Here is a 15,688-nt window from a genome sequence, read left to right on the forward strand (position 1 = left end):
AGAAAAAACGAGAGCCCAGGTGCTGCGTATCTTCCTTGGAAGCGGTGTTTAACTTCACGGCCACCGGCAATACGCCAATGTTTACAACGATGCCCTATGCACTGCCGCAGTGCGCAAACATTGCGGCAGGGAGCTGTGGATTAAGCGGCTCAGTGTGCGGCCTTGATGAAGGTGCCGTTCTGCAGCTCTCGCATCGCCTGCATGATCTCCTCTCGGGAGTTCATGACGATCGGCCCATGCCAGGCGACAGGCTCCTCGATCGGCTTGCCCGAAACGAGCAGGAAGCGGATGCCTTCGTCGCCGGCCTGTACGCTGACTTCATCACCGCTGTCGAAGACGACGAGCGTCCGGTTACCGGACATGTCGCGAATGTTGACCTCCTCGCCATTCACTTCCTTCTCGACACGGACGCCGAACGGCTTGGAGGCGTCGCGGAACGTGCCGGAGCCTGCGAAGATATAGGCAAAGGCGTTGCGATAGGTGTTAACGGGCAGGCGCTTCTTCTTCCCGGGCGGCACCGAAACATCGAGATAGATCGGTTCGGCCGCCACGCCGTCGACCGGGCCCGCTTTGCCCCAGAAATCGCCGCAGATCACGCGAACGGCCGTACCGTCGTCATCGACCACGACGGGAATGTCGGCGGATTTGACGTCCTGATAGCGTGGCGCCGTCATCTTCAGCGACGAGGGCAGGTTGGCCCAGAGCTGGAAGCCGTGCATGCGTCCGGCAAAATCGCCCTTCGGCATTTCCTGGTGCATGATGCCACTGCCGGCCGTCATCCACTGGATGTCGCCGGCGCCGAGCAGACCTTGATTGCCGAGGCTGTCGCCGTGCTCGACCGTGCCGGCGAGGACGTAGGTGATCGTCTCGATGCCGCGGTGCGGATGCCAGGGAAAGCCGCGGACATACTCGGCCGGATTGTCGTTGCGGAAATCGTCCATCATCAGGAACGGATCGGTCATAGACGGATCCCCGAAACCGAAGACACGATGCAGCTTGACGCCGGCGCCTTCCATGGTCGGAGTTGCGGTGCTCATATGCTTTACGGGACGGATCGACATGGCATCCTCTCGAGGGGTTCGACTTGCCCGGGACTATAACCGGCGAGCCCGCATCCGCGAAATCAGCCGCCGCGGGAACGCACTGTTCACAAAAGAAGATGTCGCATTGCGCAATTTGATCGCCGTGACCGTCAGAAATTTGTCATCTTCCGCTTGCAAGCCAGAAAACCGTTCAGGTCTTATTAACCATCGGATTCGACAATCAACGTCGCGTTTCAGCATTCTCCCGCCTCCAACAACGCGGGTTCCGGAGTGGAAAGAGCATGTGTCGCTGGGCAGCCTATCGCGGAGACCCCCTCTATCTGGAGGAGCTGGTGTCCTCGCCCGCACACTCACTGATCGAGCAGTCACATTGTGCCACCCGCGCCAAGACGCCGACCAACGGTGACGGCTTCGGCATCGCCTGGTATGGCGACCGTCCGGAGCCGGGGCGCTATCGCGACACCTTGCCGGCTTGGTCGGACTGCAATCTCAAGAGTTTGGCGCGGCAGATCCGCTCGCCGTTGTTTCTCGCGCATGTGCGGGCGGCCACGGGCGGCGGCACCCGGCGCGACAACTGTCATCCCTTCACCTTCGGCAACTGGTCCTTCATGCACAACGGTCAGATCTCAGGCTTCGAACGCCTGCGCCGCCCCATGGAAGCCATGCTTGATGACGAACTCTTCAACGCCCGCGGAGGGACGACCGATTCCGAACTGATGTTCCTGCTTGCCCTGCGGTTCGGCCTGCAGCAGACGCCAATGGCTGCGATGGCGGAGATGATCCGCTTTGTCGAAAGCCTTGCCGAAAAGCTTCTCGGATCGGTGCTGCTGCGCTACACGGCGGCCTTCTCGGATGGGAAGGCGCTCTACGCGATCCGTTATGCGACCGACCGCAAGGCGCCGACGCTCTATGCATCACCCCTTGGCAAGGGCTACTGCCTGGTGTCCGAGCCGCTCAACGACGACGTCGATGCCTGGGCTGAGATCCCGGACGGGAGCGCCATCACGCTCGGCGAAAATGGCCTCGATATCGCGCCGTTTCGTCCGGTGCAGGCAGCCGCAAAAACCGTCCCGGTTGCAATCACTGCTTGAGCCGTTCGGCGACCATCGCCGCGAGCCTCGTCGCAACCTCTTCCTTCGCTAGATCCGGCCACTGCTCGATGCCGCTGTGGGAGACGATCCTCACCCGGTTGCGAACGCCGCCCATGATGCCGGTTGCCGGCGAAACATCGTTGGCGACGATGATGTCGGCACCCTTGCGGTCAAGCTTCGCCTTGGCGTTGCTTTCCACATCCTGCGTCTCTGCCGCGAAGCCGATCACCAGCTTCGGCCGCATCGTATGATGGCCGACCGTCTTCAGAATATCGGGGTTCTCCGTCAGTGCGAGCGTCGGAATGGATTCGCCGGGATGTTTCTTGATTTTCTGGTCGGCAGCGGATGCCACGCGCCAGTCGGCGACGGCCGCAACCATCACGGCGACATCGGCGGGAAGCGCGGCAAGAACGGCGTCCCGCATCTGGTCCGCCCGCTCGACATGAATGACCCTGACGCCAAAAGGATCCGGAATGGAGACCGGCCCGGAAACGAGTGTCACGTCCGCCCCAAGCGCGGCAAGCGCCGCGGCAATCGCGTGTCCCTGGCGGCCGGAGGAGCGATTGGCGATGTAGCGCACCGGGTCGATCGGCTCATGCGTCGGCCCGGAGGTGACGATCGCCTTGCGGCCGGTAAGCGGCTTCGGCCGATCATGGAGCAAGGCTTCCGCGGCCGCGACGATCTCCAGCGGTTCGGCCATCCGCCCGATGCCCGCTTCGCGGCTCTCGGCCATCTCGCCGGACATCGGTCCGATGAAACGGATGCGGTCGCCGCGCAGCGTCTCGATGTTGCGCCTCGTTGCCGGATGCGCCCACATATGCGGGTTCATGGCAGGGGCTGCGAGCACCTGCCGATCGGTCGCAAGCAGCACGGTCGAGGCAAGGTCGTCGGCAAGTCCGTTCGCCATCTTGGCAAGCAGGTCTGCGGTCGCCGGCGCGATCAGGACGAGGTCGCAATCGCGCGCCAGCCGGATATGGCCGACATCCTGCTCGTCCTGACGCGAGAAAAGATCGGTGAACACATGGTCGGCGGCGAGCGCCCCGACGGCAAGCGGCGTTACGAATTCCTGCGCACCCTTGGTCATCAGCGGGCGCACCGATGCGCCTCGCTCCCTGAGCCGTCGGATCAGATCCAGGCTTTTATAGGCAGCGATCCCGCCTGAAATGATGAGGAGGATGCGTTTGCCGCTGAGAACCATGGCGTTCGTCCATCGAATATCTGATTGCAAGAAACCCTAAGCCTTTGGGGAATAATAAGCAATCGGCAGCGCCGGCCGATCGGTCGCAGTGACAACGCCGTGCTGCTGTGGCATGGAGCGAAGCATGGGGACCATGCGTATCATCTTGCGGGATCAGGTGTCGGCCAGCGCTGTCGCGCTGCTGGTTGCCTGTCTGCTGCTGATGCAAGGGCTGCTGACTGGCACTGCGCAGGGCGCCATGGCGGCATCCGCCGTCGATCCCTTCGAGATCATTTGCTCTTCGAGCGGACACGGTTCCGTCGATGACGCCGGACATGGCAATTTGCCGGCCAAGAAAGCGCCGGAGTGCCCGTGCGGCGCGCTCTGCCGTTTGGCATCGGCTTCCACGCCGGCAATTCTTCTTGGGCAGGCGGGACCGCTTTTCGTCGCAGTCGAGACTGCGATCGACACAACGATCCGAACCGATGCTGTCTTTTTGCCTGCCTTACGCGGGCGGATCGCCGAACCCCGTGCACCTCCCGTCACTGCCTGACGTCCTCGTTCCGCCTTCGCGCGTATTGCGCAGAGGCCCGATTTCTTACGTTGGGAGACATTCATGTCCGATCTTACCATCGGTCGCGAGAGCGTCGGCGCTTCGGTGCGCTCCGCCTCCGACCTCTACCGCGCCGTCTGGCGCTGGCATTTCTACGCAGGCCTTCTCGTCCTGCCTTTCATGATCACGCTGGCAATCACTGGTGGCCTCTACCTCTTCAAGGATGAGATCGATGCGGTGATCCATTCCGATCTCAAGCGCGTCGAGGTGCAGCAAGGCGCAAGCCGGGCTGCGCCTTCGGCAATCGTGGCCGCCGCCCTTGCCGCCCACCCGGGAACGCCGATCAAGTTCACCGACCCGGCCACGCCGGATGCCACTGCTGAAATCACGGTCGGCACGGAGAAGGAAGGCAAACTTGTGGTCTACGTCAATCCTTACACGGCGCAGGTGCTGGGCGCGCTGCCGGATCGGGGCACGGTCACGTGGACTATCCGCTACCTTCACAGCCTCAAATACTTCGGCAACTACGCGCGCATGCTGATCGAGGTCGCCGCCGGCTGGTCCATCCTCATCGTCGCCACCGGCATCTATCTCTGGTGGCCGCGCCGGCAGACCGGCGGCGTTCTTTCCGTTCGCGGTACGCCAAAGCGGCGGGTGTTCTGGCGGGACCTGCATGCTGTAACCGGGATCTCTGTCGGCTTCATCATCATCTTCCTGGCCATCACCGGAATGCCCTGGTCCGGTGTCTGGGGTGGCAAGGTCAATGAATGGGCGAACGGCAACAACTTCGGCTATCCCGCAGGTGTGCGGGTTGCCGTGCCGATGTCCGGCGAACATCTCGATCATGTCGCCAAGACCTCCTGGTCGCTGGAACAGGCGCAGGTGCCACAGTCTGCCGCTGGGAACGCGCATCGTTCACAGACGATTGGTCTCGATGATGCCGTCGCCACCTTCGACCGTCTTGGCCTGCATCGAGGCTATGCCGTCAACACACCACCCACGGCGGATGGTGTGTTCTCCGGCTCGGTCTATCCCGACGATCTCTCGCAGCAGCGGGTCGTGCATCTCGACCAATACTCCGGGAAGCCGCTGATCGATATGAGTTATGCCGACTACGGTCCGCTAGGGAAATCGCTTGAGTGGGGCATTAACACCCATCTCGGCCAGCAATTCGGGCTCGCGAACCAGCTGGTGCTGCTCGCCGCCTGCTTGGCGGTCATCCTGCTTGCGGTTTCGGCCGCCGTCATGTGGTGGAAGCGACGCCCGGCGGGATCGCTCGGCGTTCCGCCGATGCCTGTAGACAAGCGCGTGTTCGCCGGCCTGATCGCGATCCTTGCCGTCGGCGGGATCGTTTTCCCGCTGGTCGGCCTGTCGTTGATCGTCATGCTGGCGGTGGATTGGGTCTATCTCAGAACCAGGAAGCAGCGTTCGGTATGAGCCGGCAGAGGCGCTCGCCCGGGCGTCTCTGCTCTATCCGATGATCTCGATGCAGAAGTCGATGAAGGCTCTGACCTTGGCAGGCACATGCCGGCGCGAGGGATAGAAGACATAGAGCGGGAATGTCTCGTCTAACCAGTCGGGAAAGAGGTTCACGAGCTGTCCATTGTTCAGATAGCCCGTCATCCCGAGCGAAAAGACCTGGGCGATGCCGATCCCGGCAAGGCAGGTCGCCAAGGTCGTGCCGGCATCGTTCACCAGAATGCGGCTGCGGGTCTCGATCGAGACGGTTTCGTCACCACGCCGAAGCTCCCATCCGAAAGGCCTACCGGTTGACGGGTCCTGGAACTGGATACAGGTATGCTCGCTCAAATCCTGAGGGCGCTGCGGCCGACCGTAACGCTCGATATAGGCGGGAGCGGCGATCGTGATCACGCGCGTCTGCATCAAAAGGCGCGAGATCAGCGACCTCTGTGCGGGCTCACCGAAGCGCACCGCGACGTCAACGCCGTCAGCGACAAGATCTCCGATTTCATTGCGGGTGATGATCTCGATCTGGATATCCGGGTAACGATCGAGGAAGGCGCCTAGCCGCGGACCAAGTACGAGACGTGAGAAATATGGGTCGACATCGACGCGCAGTCGGCCGCGCACCGCCTGTCGGGCACCAGCAGCCGTCTGCGCGGCCTCTTCGATACCGCTTAAAAGCGGAGCCACCTGTTCGTAGAAGCGCGCGCCGTCGTCCGTCAGCCGCATCGTGCGTGTCGTTCGGTCGAGCAGCCGCAAGCCGATCCGTCCCTCAAGCCGGGCAACGGCGCGGCTGACGCCCGATGGGGACAGGCCCATGGCCTCGGCCGCCCGTGCGAAGCTGCCACTCTCGATTACGGCGGCGAGTACGCTCACGCCGTTCAATAGTCGTCCGTCAAACATCGCCCGTCCGTGATTTTGAGTCACCAATCATGTGACAGAAACGCGCTTCAGTCAAAGACCGTCAAAGGACATGATCAGCGCAAACAGACCACCGGCCAACTGGCGGTGAAGACATCAAAGGAGTTTAGCCATGTTTGTGATCACCGGAGTAACAGGGCAGGTCGGAGGCGTCGTAGCCGCGCATGTCCTGGCGGCCGGGTTGCCGGTACGCGCCGTCGCGCGTAACGCGGAGAAAGCCGCGGAATGGAAGGATAAAGGCGCGGGATTGGCACTGGCCGAGATGACCGACGCCGATACGCTCGCCAAGGCTTTTGCCGGCGCCGACGGCGTCTTCCTGCTCATCCCGCCGACCTTCGATCCGACGCCCGGCTTTGCGGAGGTGCGCGCTGTCATTGCGGCCCTGAAGGCCGCGCTTCTCAGCTCTCGTCCTGCCAAGGTCGTCTGCCTCTCCACCATCGGCGCGCAAGCCACCGAGCCCAACCTCTTGAGCCAGGTCGGTCTCGTCGAACAAGAACTATCCGCTCTGCCAATGCCGATCGCCTTTCTGCGTGCCGGGTGGTTCATGGAGAATGCGGCCTCGGATATCGCGACGGCGCGGGAGACCGGCGTCGTCCCGAGTTTCCTTCAGCCGCTTGATCATCCATATCCGATGGTTTCGGTCTGCGATGTCGGCGCCAAGGCGGCGGAACTGCTGCTGCAGGAGTGGGCGGCAAGCAGGTCATCGAGCTGATGGGGCCAAAGCGCGTCACCGCGAACGATATCGCCGCCGTCTTCTCGTCCGTCCTCGGCAAACCCGTCCGCATGGAGCCGGTCGCCCGCGACACCTGGCAGCAGCTCTTCATCGGACAGGGCATGAAGAACCCCATCCCGCGCATGCGCATGATCGATGGCTTCAACGAAGGCTGGATCCGGTTCGAGGGCGAGCCGGCGAAGGGCACGACGACGCTGGAGATGGCCACCCGCCGCCTCGTTGACGCTGGCCGATGAACAAGCGAAAGGCCGCGGAGGAGAGGATCCGCGGCCTTTCTCATGCATCGTCCGGTGGGTCTCGGTCCTCAGAGGTTGCTCATTCCGCCATCGATGACGAGCTCGCTGCCGACGATATAGGCAGCCTCATCGGAGGCGAGGAAGATGATGGTCTTGGCAACTTCGCCGGCATCGCCGAACCGGCCGACCGGGATCTGCGACTGGATCTGTGCGGCCATCGCCTTGGAATCGGCTTCCGACATGCCAAGCTTGTCGTAAAGCGGGGTTGCGATCGGGCCGGGGCTAACGGCGTTGACGCGAATGCCGCGGCCGATGAGTTCTCCCGAAAGCGTCTTTGCCAGCGTCAGCAGCGCACCCTTGGTAAGGGCGTAGACACTCGAATTCGGCATGCCGATATGGGCGTTGATCGAAGTGTTGAGCACGATCGAAGCCTGCTTCGAAAAGACCGGGAGCAGCGCTTGAATGAGGAAGAACGGACCCTTGACGTTGATCGCGATCGACTTGTCGAAGGCTTCCTCGCTCCACTGCTCGAGCGGGCCGAATTCGGCCACGCCGGCATTGACGAAAAGAATGTCGAGATGGCCGAAGGCGTCCTTGATTGCGTTCGCGACAGCCTTCTGGCCGACGGCATTGCCGGCATCCGCCTGGATGACCAGCACCTTGTCGCCGAACTCGGCGCGGGCTGCCTCGACGCTCTTGGCGCTGCTGCCGGTGATGGCCACACGAGCGCCTTCGGCGATGAATTGACGGGCGGTCTCGAGGCCGATGCCGCTGGTGCCGCCAGTGATGAGGGCTGTCTTGTTCTGTAGGCGTGCCATTGTCGTGGTGTCCTTGTGATCGCGGGTTGGGCCAGCGCCCTTTGATGTCTTGGAGAGTGCGATGAAAAGTCGGCTGCGATAATCGGCTCTTTTCCGGAAAGCTACTTTGGTCAGAGCCGAATGATCTTCGACGTCAGGTGCGGGTGATCGAAGCACCGCCATCGACGAGCGAGGCGGTGCCGGTGACGAAGCTTGAGTCGTCGGATGCGAGGTAGAGCACCGAGCGGGCAAGCTCATTCGGGGCTGCAACGCGCTTCAGCGCATGCAGGTTGGTGATGAAGCTCTGCTTGTCCGAGGTATCGTTCATCTCACGATACATGTCGGTATCGACGGCGCCCGGCAGGACCGCGTTGACGCGGACGTTCTGCTGGCCGAATTCGGCGGCGAGCGCCTGGGTCAGGCCGATGAGGCCGGACTTGCTGGCGGCATAGGCGGCAACACCCGGGAAGGCGAAGCTGTAGCCGACGAAGGTCGAGGTGAAGATCACCGAGCCGCCGCCATTCTTTTCCATCTGGCCGATCTGGTGCTTGGCGGCAAGGAACGAGGCCGTCAGGTTGATCGTCAGTGTTTCGGCAAAACCGGCTTCGGAAACACCGGTGCTCGGGCCAGCCTCGCCAAGCGTGCCGGCATTGTTGAAGGCAACGTCGAGCTTGCCGTAGCGATCGACGGCGGTTGCGACCAGCGCCTTGTGGTAGTCTTCCGAGCGGACATCGCCGGCAACGGCAGTGGCCTGCCCGCCAGCTGCCTTGATCTCTTCGACCAGGCTTTCGAGTTCGGCCTGGCGGCGGGCGCCGACCACCACCTTTGCGCCTTCGGCAGCGAAGAGCTTTGCCGTTGCGCGGCCGATGCCTGAGCTTGCGCCGGTGACGATGGCGACTTTTCCATTCAAGCGGTTCATTGTTCCATCCCCAGTGTTGGTTGGGGTGGCGTTTGCCGCCCCGTTCGATGAGTGGAAGATGGCATTTTCCTTTCGTTCGGATTAGTCTCCAGATAACGGAACTCGAATTCGGAATTGCCGAACGATGATCAGGGTTGAGGGGATAACGGCCTTCGTGGCCGTCGTGGAATCGGGCTCCGTCAGCGAGGCCGCCCGGCCTTGCGGCTCTCAAAGTCGGTTGTCAGCGAACGGCTGGCGGAACTCGAAAGGTCGCTCGGGGGCGTGCTCCTGCATCGCACCACGCGGAAGCTCGCGCTGACCCAAGACGGCGCGGCCTTCCTGCTGCGGGCGACGCGGATCGTTCAGGAGATCGAGGAAGCCACCGCCGAGATGGCCGTGCGCCGCGGCACGCTGTCCGGCCCACTGCGCATCGCCGCCCCGGTCACCTTCGGGCGGATGCATCTTGGTCCGGCCCTATACCCCTTTCTGGCCGAGCATCCGGAGATCCAGCTGGTGCTCGACATTGACGACCGCCGCGTCGATGTCTCCTCGGAAGGCTATGACGCGGTGGTCCGTCATGGGCCGATTGTCGATTCGCGCCTGGTGGTGTGGAAGCTCAGCCGCAGCCGCCGGATTCTGGTCGCTTCTCCAGCCTATCTCGACCGCCATGGCACGCCGAAGACCCTCGCCGATCTCGACGGGCACAAGGGTATCTTCTACACTAATCGCGGCGTCGCCGACTGGCGCTTCCAAACGCCCGATGGTGCGATCGTCGTGCGCGCCAGCCAGGCTGTCGGCATGAACAATGGCGACATGATCCGCGATGCGGCGATTGCGGGCCTTGGCATCGCGCTGCTGCCGGCCTTCATCGCCGGCCCGGCAATTGGCGAGGGAAAGCTTGTAGCGATCGATGTCGGCTACAGGCCGGAGGCGGAGTTCATCTACATGGCCCATCCCGAGGGCCGCAATCCTTCGGCCAAGCTGCGCGCCGTGGCGCAGCATCTGCGCACGACCTTCGGCGATCCTCCTTACTGGGACCCGGCAGACTGATCAGATCATGCTCATCAGGTTGGCCGCGACGAGGGAGCGCTGTGCCTTGAGCATCGCTAGCCCCAGGCGCGCCACCAGCGGTGGCCCCTCAATTGGCCGGTAGGCGACCCCGTCGAGCGCCAGATGGGCAATCGAGGCAGGCACGATCGACACGCCGAGATCGGCGGCAACAAGATTGACGACCGACGGAATCTGCGGCGCCTCCTGCGTCACCACGAGCTCGAAGCCGGCATCCCGGCAACCACGCACGATATCGTCGTAGAGGCTGAGGCCGACCGTGCGTGGAAAAAGGATGAAGGGCTCGCCTGCAAGCGCGCAGAGCGGCACCTTTTCGTATCTCGCAAGCGGATGGTGCGCGGGAAGCGCGATCAGCATCGGCTCGTCCGCCAGCCGTTTCAGCCTGACGTCTTTGGGATCCTCCAGCCCTGGCCTGATGAAGGCGACGTCGATCTCCTGCCGCATCAGCTTCTCCATCAGCCAGTTGCTGTTCATCTCCGTCAGCGACAGGCTGACATCGGGCCATTGCCTGCGAAAGCGGCGGATCGTGCCGCTGACCGCTGTGTTGAAGGCCGAAGATGCCGTGAAACCGAGCGCGAGCCGGCCGGTCTCGCCCCGGGTTGCTCGCTGGGCGGCGAGCTTCGCCTTCTCGGCAGCCGCAACGGCAGCCCGTCCTTCCGGCAAAAAGGCGGTGCCTGCCTCGGTCAGCTCCGCGCCATGCGGCACGCGATGAAACAGCGCCGCCCCGATCTCGTTTTCGAGATCGCGTATCTGCTGGCTGAGCGGCGGCTGGCCGATACCGAGCTTGGCGGCCGCGCGGGTAAAATTCCCCTCTTCGGCCACGGCCAGGAAATAGCGGATATGGCGCAGCTCCATCGGTATCTCCAAAACCTATCAAGAACGTCAGTTTCATATATTGGACAAATGATGATGCGCTGGCTAGATCAAAAGGCGTGAAAGGTTGGTGCCCCATGCCACGCGCCGCAGACAAGCCGCTTGACGCCCCCGAAATCCGCTCTCATCCAAATCTCCATGTCGTGCGAACGACGGCGGAAGCGCAGGACAAGCAGTTCCTGCTGCGTGGCACGTCCTCCTATCGGCGCGCTAGCCTCGCACTTTTCCTCTCGGGCTTTGCAACGTTCTCGCTGCTTTATTGCGTGCAGCCACTGATGCCGATCTTTGCAGAGGATTTCGGCATCAGCCCGGCCGCAAGCTCGCTGTCACTTCCCTATCGACCGGCTTCCTTGCCTTCGCGATCTTCTGTGCCGCGGCCGTCTCCGAAAGCTTTGGCCGCCGCAGCCTGATGTTCGCCTCGCTGCTCGGTGCGGCCATTTGCACCATCGCTTGCGCGCTCGTGCCGAGCTGGCACGCCCTGCTTGTGATCCGTGCTCTGGAAGGTCTGCTGCTTGGCGGCGTGCCCGCCGTCGCCATGGCCTACCTCTCGGAAGAAATCGATCCGCGAGGCCTTGGTGCGTCGATGGGTCTTTACATCGCTGGCAATGCGTTCGGCGGCATGGCCGGACGCGTCGTCACCGGCACGCTTGCCGAGTTCTTGTCCTGGCGCGTCGCGCTGGGCGCGCTTGGCACACTGGGTCTCGCCGCCGCAATCGGCTTCTTCCTACTGTTGCCCGCATCGCGCAATTTCACGCCGCGCAAGGGTTTCGACGCCCGCTTTCACTTGAAGGCCTGGGTCGGCCACATCAGCAATCCGGCCTTGCCATTGCTCTTCGCCATCGGCTTTCTCGCCATGGGCACATTCGTGACGGTTTACAATTACATCGGCTTCCGCCTCGTTCAGGCACCCTACAATCTCAACCAGACCGAACTCGGCCTGATCTTCACCGTCTATCTGTTCGGTATTGCCGCATCCTGGATCGCCGGCTTGCTGGGAGATCGGATTGGGCATTTCGTCGTCCTGCCTGCCGGCATTGCGGTCGCGGCCGCCGGCGTCGCCGTCACTTTGTCATCCTCTTTGCCCTTGATTGTCCTCGGCATCGTGCTGTTGACATCGGGCTTCTTCGTTGCGCACTCCGTGGCGAGCGCCCTTGTCGGTCGTCTTGCCCGTGGCACCAAGGGTCACGCCTCCTCGCTCTATCTGCTATCCTACTACTTCGGCTCCAGCGTTGCCGGTTCCGTAGGCGGCTACTACTGGGGCGCTGATGGCTGGAATGCTGTCGTGCTCTTCGCACTGGCGCTGCTCGCTTTGGGTATGATCGCAGCCCTCGTTGCCGCACGGCTGGCAAAACAGTAGGATTAGCCATGATCGGTATTGATCACCTCGATCACCTGGTTCTGACGGTCGCCGATATCGACGCGACCTGCGGTTTTTACGCGCAGGCGCTCGGCATGACCGTCGAAACCTTCGGCGACGGGCGCAAGGCGTTGACGTTCGGCGGCCAGAAGATCAACCTTCACATGCATGGCCACGAATTCGAGCCCAAGGCGAAGCAGCCGACCCGGGGCTCGGCTGACCTTTGCTTCATCGCCAGCACACCACTGGCCGATGTCATCGCGCATCTTCAATCACAGGGTGTGACAATCGTCGAAGGACCTGTTGATCGCACCGGTGCAGCCGGGCCGATCCGCTCCATCTATATCAGGGATCCGGATGGCAATCTGATCGAAGTGTCGAATCCGAAATCTGAGGCCTGAAAATAATAAGCCGGCTATACGTTTTTCAGCGTGCGCCGCGGCTGATCCCCTCTCATGCCGCTCCACAAATACCAGAAAACGGAGATCAGGATGATCACGCCCCCGATGATCGTCGAGATATCAGGCGTCTCGGAGAAGGCGAGCCAGACCCAGAGCGGGCCGAGCACGACGTCCAACAGCCCGATCAACCCGGCCTCGCTGGATGGAATATAGCGGCCGCCGGTCATGAAGAGCAGATAGGCGATCCCCGATGTCGTCGACCCGAAAACGGCAAGCACAAGGATTTCCTGCAGGCTCGGCATCGCATGAGACATCAAGGGCAGGCAGAGCAGCACGCAGAAGCCGGATCCGAGCGCATTGACCGGCGCCAGCCGCAGCGCTGGGTAGCGTCTTGCCGCAACAAGCAGGATGCTGAAGGTCACCGTCATCAGAAACGCCAGGGCGTTGCCGGCGATGTCCTGAGGTCTCGCGCCGAAGCCCGCGACGATCAGGACGCCGACGAAGGCGATGAGGCTGGCGATGAGTACACGCCTGCTGATCGTCGCCTTCAGCCAGACATAGGCGATGCCCGCCGCGACGAACGGAACGGTTGCGTAAATCGCCAGCACGTTGGCAACGGTCGTCAGCTTCAGTGCGCTGACGTAGCCGTACATCGACGTGGCGGCCATGAGCCCGAAGAGCGGATAGAAATAGAACGGCACCTTGCCCGGCTCAGCGCTGATCCGCTTCTTTGCAAAAATGATGACCGTCAGCGCCAGCCCGCCAAACAGAGAGCGCCAGCCGAGCACGGTCCAGATATCGAGATCGAGCGCCCGGACGAAGAGCCCCGCGGTGCTCCACATGATCGTAGCGATGCCGACGAGGAGCATACCATAGGTGCGTGGCTGCATGGCGAGGTCCGTTCGTTGGATGAGCAGCGTCGAATCGACATCCGATGTCTATCAGACACGCACGACCCGCGATCGATCCGTTGCGCCACGCCATAGCGTAATCCGGCAGGAATACGTCCGACGCCGGCGCCGCAAGCCTATCCCAGCCGAATGTATGGAACGTCCTTCTTCGCCACTTCGTCCAGCGCCTCCTCGTAGCCCGCATCCGCATATCGCATGACGCCGAGCGCCGTGTCGTTGGTGAGCGCATGATCCAGCCGTTCGTCGGCGGCATCAGTGCCGTCGGCAACGACGGTGACGCCGCAGCTCGTCATGTAGCCGGCATAGCCGCCGCCGCCGGAATGAACCGCCACGAGATCCGCCATCGAGGAGCAGAGCATCATCGCATCGATCAGCGGCCAGTCGGCAATCGCGTCGGAGCCATCCTTCATCCGCTCGGTCATGATGTTTGGATGCGCCATTGCCCCCGCGTCGAGATGGTCGCGCGAGAAGGCGACCGGCCCCTTCAGCTCACCGCTTGCAACCAGTTCGTTGACGCGGCGAGCAAGCGTCGTGCGTTCGCCGTGCCCGAGCCAGGCAATGCGCGCCGGCAGTCCCTCGAAGGGCACATGCTCGCGCGCCAGCCGGATCCAGTTGGTGATGATCTTGTTCTCGGGGAACATTTCGAGCAGCAGATCGTCGATGCGGGCGATGTCGCTCTCTTCGCCCGACAGCGCCATCCAGCGGAAGGGGCCGATGGCGCGCGCAAAGAGCGGCCGCAGATAGGCCTCGGTGAAGATCGGAATTTCGAAGGCGTTGGCGACACCACCCTCCTTCGCCTGCGTACGGATCAGGTTGCCGTTGTCGAAGACCTCGGAGCCCTTCTTCTGGAAATCCAGCATCGCCGTCACGTGCTGCACGATCGAGGCGCGGCTTGCCGCCATCAACTGGCCTTGGCCGTCGTCGCGCAGTTCGCGAACCTGCGTAAGGCTCATGCCTTTCGGCACGTAGCCATAGACGAGATCGTGCGCGGAGGTTTGGTCGGTGACGATATCGGGCACGATGCCGCGCCGCGCGATCTCGGGATAGATCTCGGCGGCATTGCCGACGAGGCCGACCGACAGCGCACGTTTCTCCTTCACGGCGGCATCGATCATCGCAAGGGCAGTGTCGAGATCCGGCGCGATCTCCTGCAGGTAGCCGATCTCCTGTCGCTTCTTCGCGCGCTCGGGGTCGATGTCGACGCAGAGGATCGCCGCGCCCGCCATGCGGCCGGCAAGCGGCTGTGCGCCGCCCATACCGCCGAGCCCCGCCGTCAGCACGAAGCGCCCCTGGAGATCGCCGCCGAACCGGCGCTCGGCAATGCGCATGAAGATCTCATAGGTTCCCTGGATGACGCCCTGACTGCCGATGTACTGCCAGGCGCCGGCCGTCAACCCGCCCCAGCAGATCAGTCCCTTGCGCTGTAGCTCGTAAAAGACCTCGGCCTTCGCCCATTGCCCGACGATGTTGCAGTTCGCCATGATGACCAGCGGCGCCTTTGCATGCGTCTTGACGAGGCCGATCGGCTTGCCGGACTGGATGAGCAGGGTCTGGTCCTCGTCCATTTCGGTCAGTGCCTTGACGATGCCCTTGTGCGCCGCCCAGTTGCGGGCCGCCTTGCCGAGTGCTGCATAGACGACGAGATTGTCGGGATCCTCACCGACAGAGAGAACATTCTCCAGAAGCCGCAGCAGCGCCTCCTGCCGCCAGCCCTTGGCGCGCAGCTCCGGGCCGCCCGGGATCGGAAATTTCGGATGGCGTGGATTGGACTTCGGCATCTGCTCGTTCCTCTATCTCAGTCTTCTTCGGGCTTGTGGGCCATCTGTGTCGCGTTCACTTGGCGGGGAGTGAGCGCACAAACGTCATAGCGGCCTCCAGGAGACGGTGCCGCATATCGTCATCGCCATAGACGTCGGCTCCGACCCTGACCCAACCCTGCATGGTGCGGCCGCCGGAGAGCATCTGCGCTGCGCCGGGCAAGCTGAGCGCCCAGCCGTCTTTGCCTTTACCGAGACGGACCAGCATGCCGTCCTTGCGGGCGCCGCAGAGCAGGTTGCCGTCGAGCAGGAAGGCTCGGCCGCCGAACATCGACTTCTCGCTGAGGCCGGAAATAGCGCCCAGTTCCTCCCTCAGCAATTCCTCCAGCCCGAGGTCCCGCGCCATGG

13 protein-coding genes and 3 pseudogenes are annotated in these 15,688 nt (G+C 62.9%); 7 read left to right on the forward strand and 9 right to left on the reverse strand.

What is annotated here, in order from left to right; genetic code table 11:
• Positions 1–149: 149 nt before the first annotated feature.
• The gene (locus WGT02_RS03075; protein WP_208249159.1) at positions 150–1,061 is read right to left on the reverse strand and encodes a pirin family protein; all 912 of its coding nucleotides are present in this window, start codon (positions 1,059–1,061) and stop codon (positions 150–152) included.
• Positions 1,062–1,324: 263 nt separating this feature from the next.
• Here WGT02_RS03075 and WGT02_RS03080 point away from each other — a divergent pair, with 263 nt between their 5' ends.
• Positions 1,325–2,134 carry a class II glutamine amidotransferase gene (locus tag WGT02_RS03080; RefSeq protein WP_024314470.1) on the forward strand — a complete coding sequence of 270 codons (810 nt, stop codon included), beginning with the start codon at positions 1,325–1,327 and terminating at the stop codon, positions 2,132–2,134.
• On the opposite strand, the gene coaBC is transcribed toward WGT02_RS03080, so the two are convergent.
• Positions 2,124–3,332 carry a bifunctional phosphopantothenoylcysteine decarboxylase/phosphopantothenate--cysteine ligase CoaBC gene (gene coaBC, locus WGT02_RS03085; RefSeq protein WP_208249156.1) on the reverse strand — a complete coding sequence of 403 codons (1,209 nt, stop codon included), beginning with the start codon at positions 3,330–3,332 and terminating at the stop codon, positions 2,124–2,126. The two genes, WGT02_RS03080 and coaBC, sit on opposite strands and share 11 nt — an antisense overlap.
• A 124-nt stretch (positions 3,333–3,456) precedes the next feature.
• Here coaBC and WGT02_RS03090 point away from each other — a divergent pair, with 124 nt between their 5' ends.
• A complete protein-coding gene (locus tag WGT02_RS03090; RefSeq protein ID WP_208249153.1) occupies positions 3,457–3,864 on the forward strand; it encodes a DUF2946 family protein in 408 nt (135 codons plus the stop codon).
• Between the two features lie 63 nt (positions 3,865–3,927).
• Complete coding sequence (locus WGT02_RS03095) at positions 3,928–5,301, forward strand: PepSY domain-containing protein (protein WP_208249150.1); 1,374 nt, start codon at positions 3,928–3,930, stop codon at positions 5,299–5,301.
• Between the two features lie 33 nt (positions 5,302–5,334).
• On the opposite strand, the gene WGT02_RS03100 is transcribed toward WGT02_RS03095, so the two are convergent.
• On the reverse strand, positions 5,335–6,231 hold the full coding sequence (locus WGT02_RS03100) for a LysR family transcriptional regulator (RefSeq protein WP_208249148.1): 897 nt from the start codon (positions 6,229–6,231) through the stop codon (positions 5,335–5,337).
• Positions 6,232–6,361: 130 nt separating this feature from the next.
• Here WGT02_RS03100 and WGT02_RS03105 point away from each other — a divergent pair.
• Positions 6,362–7,218: pseudogene (locus WGT02_RS03105) on the forward strand (NmrA family NAD(P)-binding protein).
• Between the two features lie 68 nt (positions 7,219–7,286).
• On the opposite strand, the gene WGT02_RS03110 reads toward WGT02_RS03105, so the two are convergent.
• Both WGT02_RS03110 and WGT02_RS03115 read right to left on the reverse strand, forming a co-directional pair.
• Positions 7,287–8,036, reverse strand: a complete 750-nt coding sequence (locus tag WGT02_RS03110) for an SDR family oxidoreductase (protein ID WP_208249147.1) — start codon at positions 8,034–8,036, stop codon at positions 7,287–7,289.
• Between the two features lie 133 nt (positions 8,037–8,169).
• Positions 8,170–8,934, reverse strand: a complete 765-nt coding sequence (locus WGT02_RS03115) for an SDR family oxidoreductase (protein WP_208249146.1) — start codon at positions 8,932–8,934, stop codon at positions 8,170–8,172.
• A gap of 124 nt (positions 8,935–9,058) precedes the next feature.
• Here WGT02_RS03115 and WGT02_RS03120 point away from each other — a divergent pair.
• A pseudogene (locus WGT02_RS03120) lies at positions 9,059–9,963 on the forward strand (LysR family transcriptional regulator).
• Here the strand turns inward: WGT02_RS03120 and WGT02_RS03125 are convergent.
• Complete coding sequence (locus tag WGT02_RS03125) at positions 9,964–10,836, reverse strand: LysR family transcriptional regulator (protein WP_024314479.1); 873 nt, start codon at positions 10,834–10,836, stop codon at positions 9,964–9,966.
• Positions 10,837–10,931: 95 nt separating this feature from the next.
• Between WGT02_RS03125 and WGT02_RS03130 the strand changes: the two are divergent.
• Both WGT02_RS03130 and WGT02_RS03135 read left to right on the forward strand, forming a co-directional pair.
• Positions 10,932–12,211, forward strand: a pseudogene (locus WGT02_RS03130) (MFS transporter).
• Positions 12,212–12,219: 8 nt separating this feature from the next.
• Positions 12,220–12,612 carry a VOC family protein gene (locus WGT02_RS03135; protein ID WP_208249145.1) on the forward strand — a complete coding sequence of 131 codons (393 nt, stop codon included), beginning with the start codon at positions 12,220–12,222 and terminating at the stop codon, positions 12,610–12,612.
• 14 nt (positions 12,613–12,626) lie between these two features.
• On the opposite strand, the gene WGT02_RS03140 is transcribed toward WGT02_RS03135, so the two are convergent.
• The 3 genes from WGT02_RS03140 to WGT02_RS03150 all read right to left on the reverse strand — a co-directional run bounded on the left by WGT02_RS03140 (position 12,627) and on the right by WGT02_RS03150 (position 15,686).
• Positions 12,627–13,502, reverse strand: a complete 876-nt coding sequence (locus WGT02_RS03140) for a DMT family transporter (RefSeq protein ID WP_208249143.1) — start codon at positions 13,500–13,502, stop codon at positions 12,627–12,629.
• Between the two features lie 137 nt (positions 13,503–13,639).
• Positions 13,640–15,301, reverse strand: a complete 1,662-nt coding sequence (locus WGT02_RS03145) for a urocanate hydratase (RefSeq protein ID WP_208249141.1) — start codon at positions 15,299–15,301, stop codon at positions 13,640–13,642.
• A 55-nt stretch (positions 15,302–15,356) separates the two neighbouring features.
• Positions 15,357–15,686 carry a TfoX/Sxy family protein gene (locus WGT02_RS03150; RefSeq protein ID WP_024314483.1) on the reverse strand — a complete coding sequence of 110 codons (330 nt, stop codon included), beginning with the start codon at positions 15,684–15,686 and terminating at the stop codon, positions 15,357–15,359.
• Between the last annotated feature and the right edge of the window lie 2 nt (positions 15,687–15,688).

The organism is Rhizobium sp. T1470 (assembly GCF_042140505.1).
Taxonomy (GTDB): Bacteria; Pseudomonadota; Alphaproteobacteria; order Rhizobiales; family Rhizobiaceae; genus Rhizobium; species Rhizobium favelukesii.

Coding starts and splice junctions, on each gene's coding strand:
- WGT02_RS03140 (WP_208249143.1), bottom strand. CDS start 13,502: ATGCAGCCACGCACCTATGGTATGCTCCTCGTCGGCATCGCTACGATC.
- coaBC (WP_208249156.1), bottom strand. CDS start 3,332: ATGGTTCTCAGCGGCAAACGCATCCTCCTCATCATTTCAGGCGGGATC.
- WGT02_RS03145 (WP_208249141.1), bottom strand. CDS start 15,301: ATGCCGAAGTCCAATCCACGCCATCCGAAATTTCCGATCCCGGGCGGC.
- WGT02_RS03110 (WP_208249147.1), bottom strand. CDS start 8,036: ATGGCACGCCTACAGAACAAGACAGCCCTCATCACTGGCGGCACCAGC.
- WGT02_RS03150 (WP_024314483.1), bottom strand. CDS start 15,686: ATGGCGCGGGACCTCGGGCTGGAGGAATTGCTGAGGGAGGAACTGGGC.
- WGT02_RS03115 (WP_208249146.1), bottom strand. CDS start 8,934: ATGAACCGCTTGAATGGAAAAGTCGCCATCGTCACCGGCGCAAGCTCA.
- WGT02_RS03125 (WP_024314479.1), bottom strand. CDS start 10,836: ATGGAGCTGCGCCATATCCGCTATTTCCTGGCCGTGGCCGAAGAGGGG.
- WGT02_RS03100 (WP_208249148.1), bottom strand. CDS start 6,231: ATGTTTGACGGACGACTATTGAACGGCGTGAGCGTACTCGCCGCCGTA.
- WGT02_RS03135 (WP_208249145.1), top strand. CDS start 12,220: ATGATCGGTATTGATCACCTCGATCACCTGGTTCTGACGGTCGCCGAT.
- WGT02_RS03075 (WP_208249159.1), bottom strand. CDS start 1,061: ATGTCGATCCGTCCCGTAAAGCATATGAGCACCGCAACTCCGACCATG.
- WGT02_RS03095 (WP_208249150.1), top strand. CDS start 3,928: ATGTCCGATCTTACCATCGGTCGCGAGAGCGTCGGCGCTTCGGTGCGC.
- WGT02_RS03090 (WP_208249153.1), top strand. CDS start 3,457: ATGGGGACCATGCGTATCATCTTGCGGGATCAGGTGTCGGCCAGCGCT.
- WGT02_RS03080 (WP_024314470.1), top strand. CDS start 1,325: ATGTGTCGCTGGGCAGCCTATCGCGGAGACCCCCTCTATCTGGAGGAG.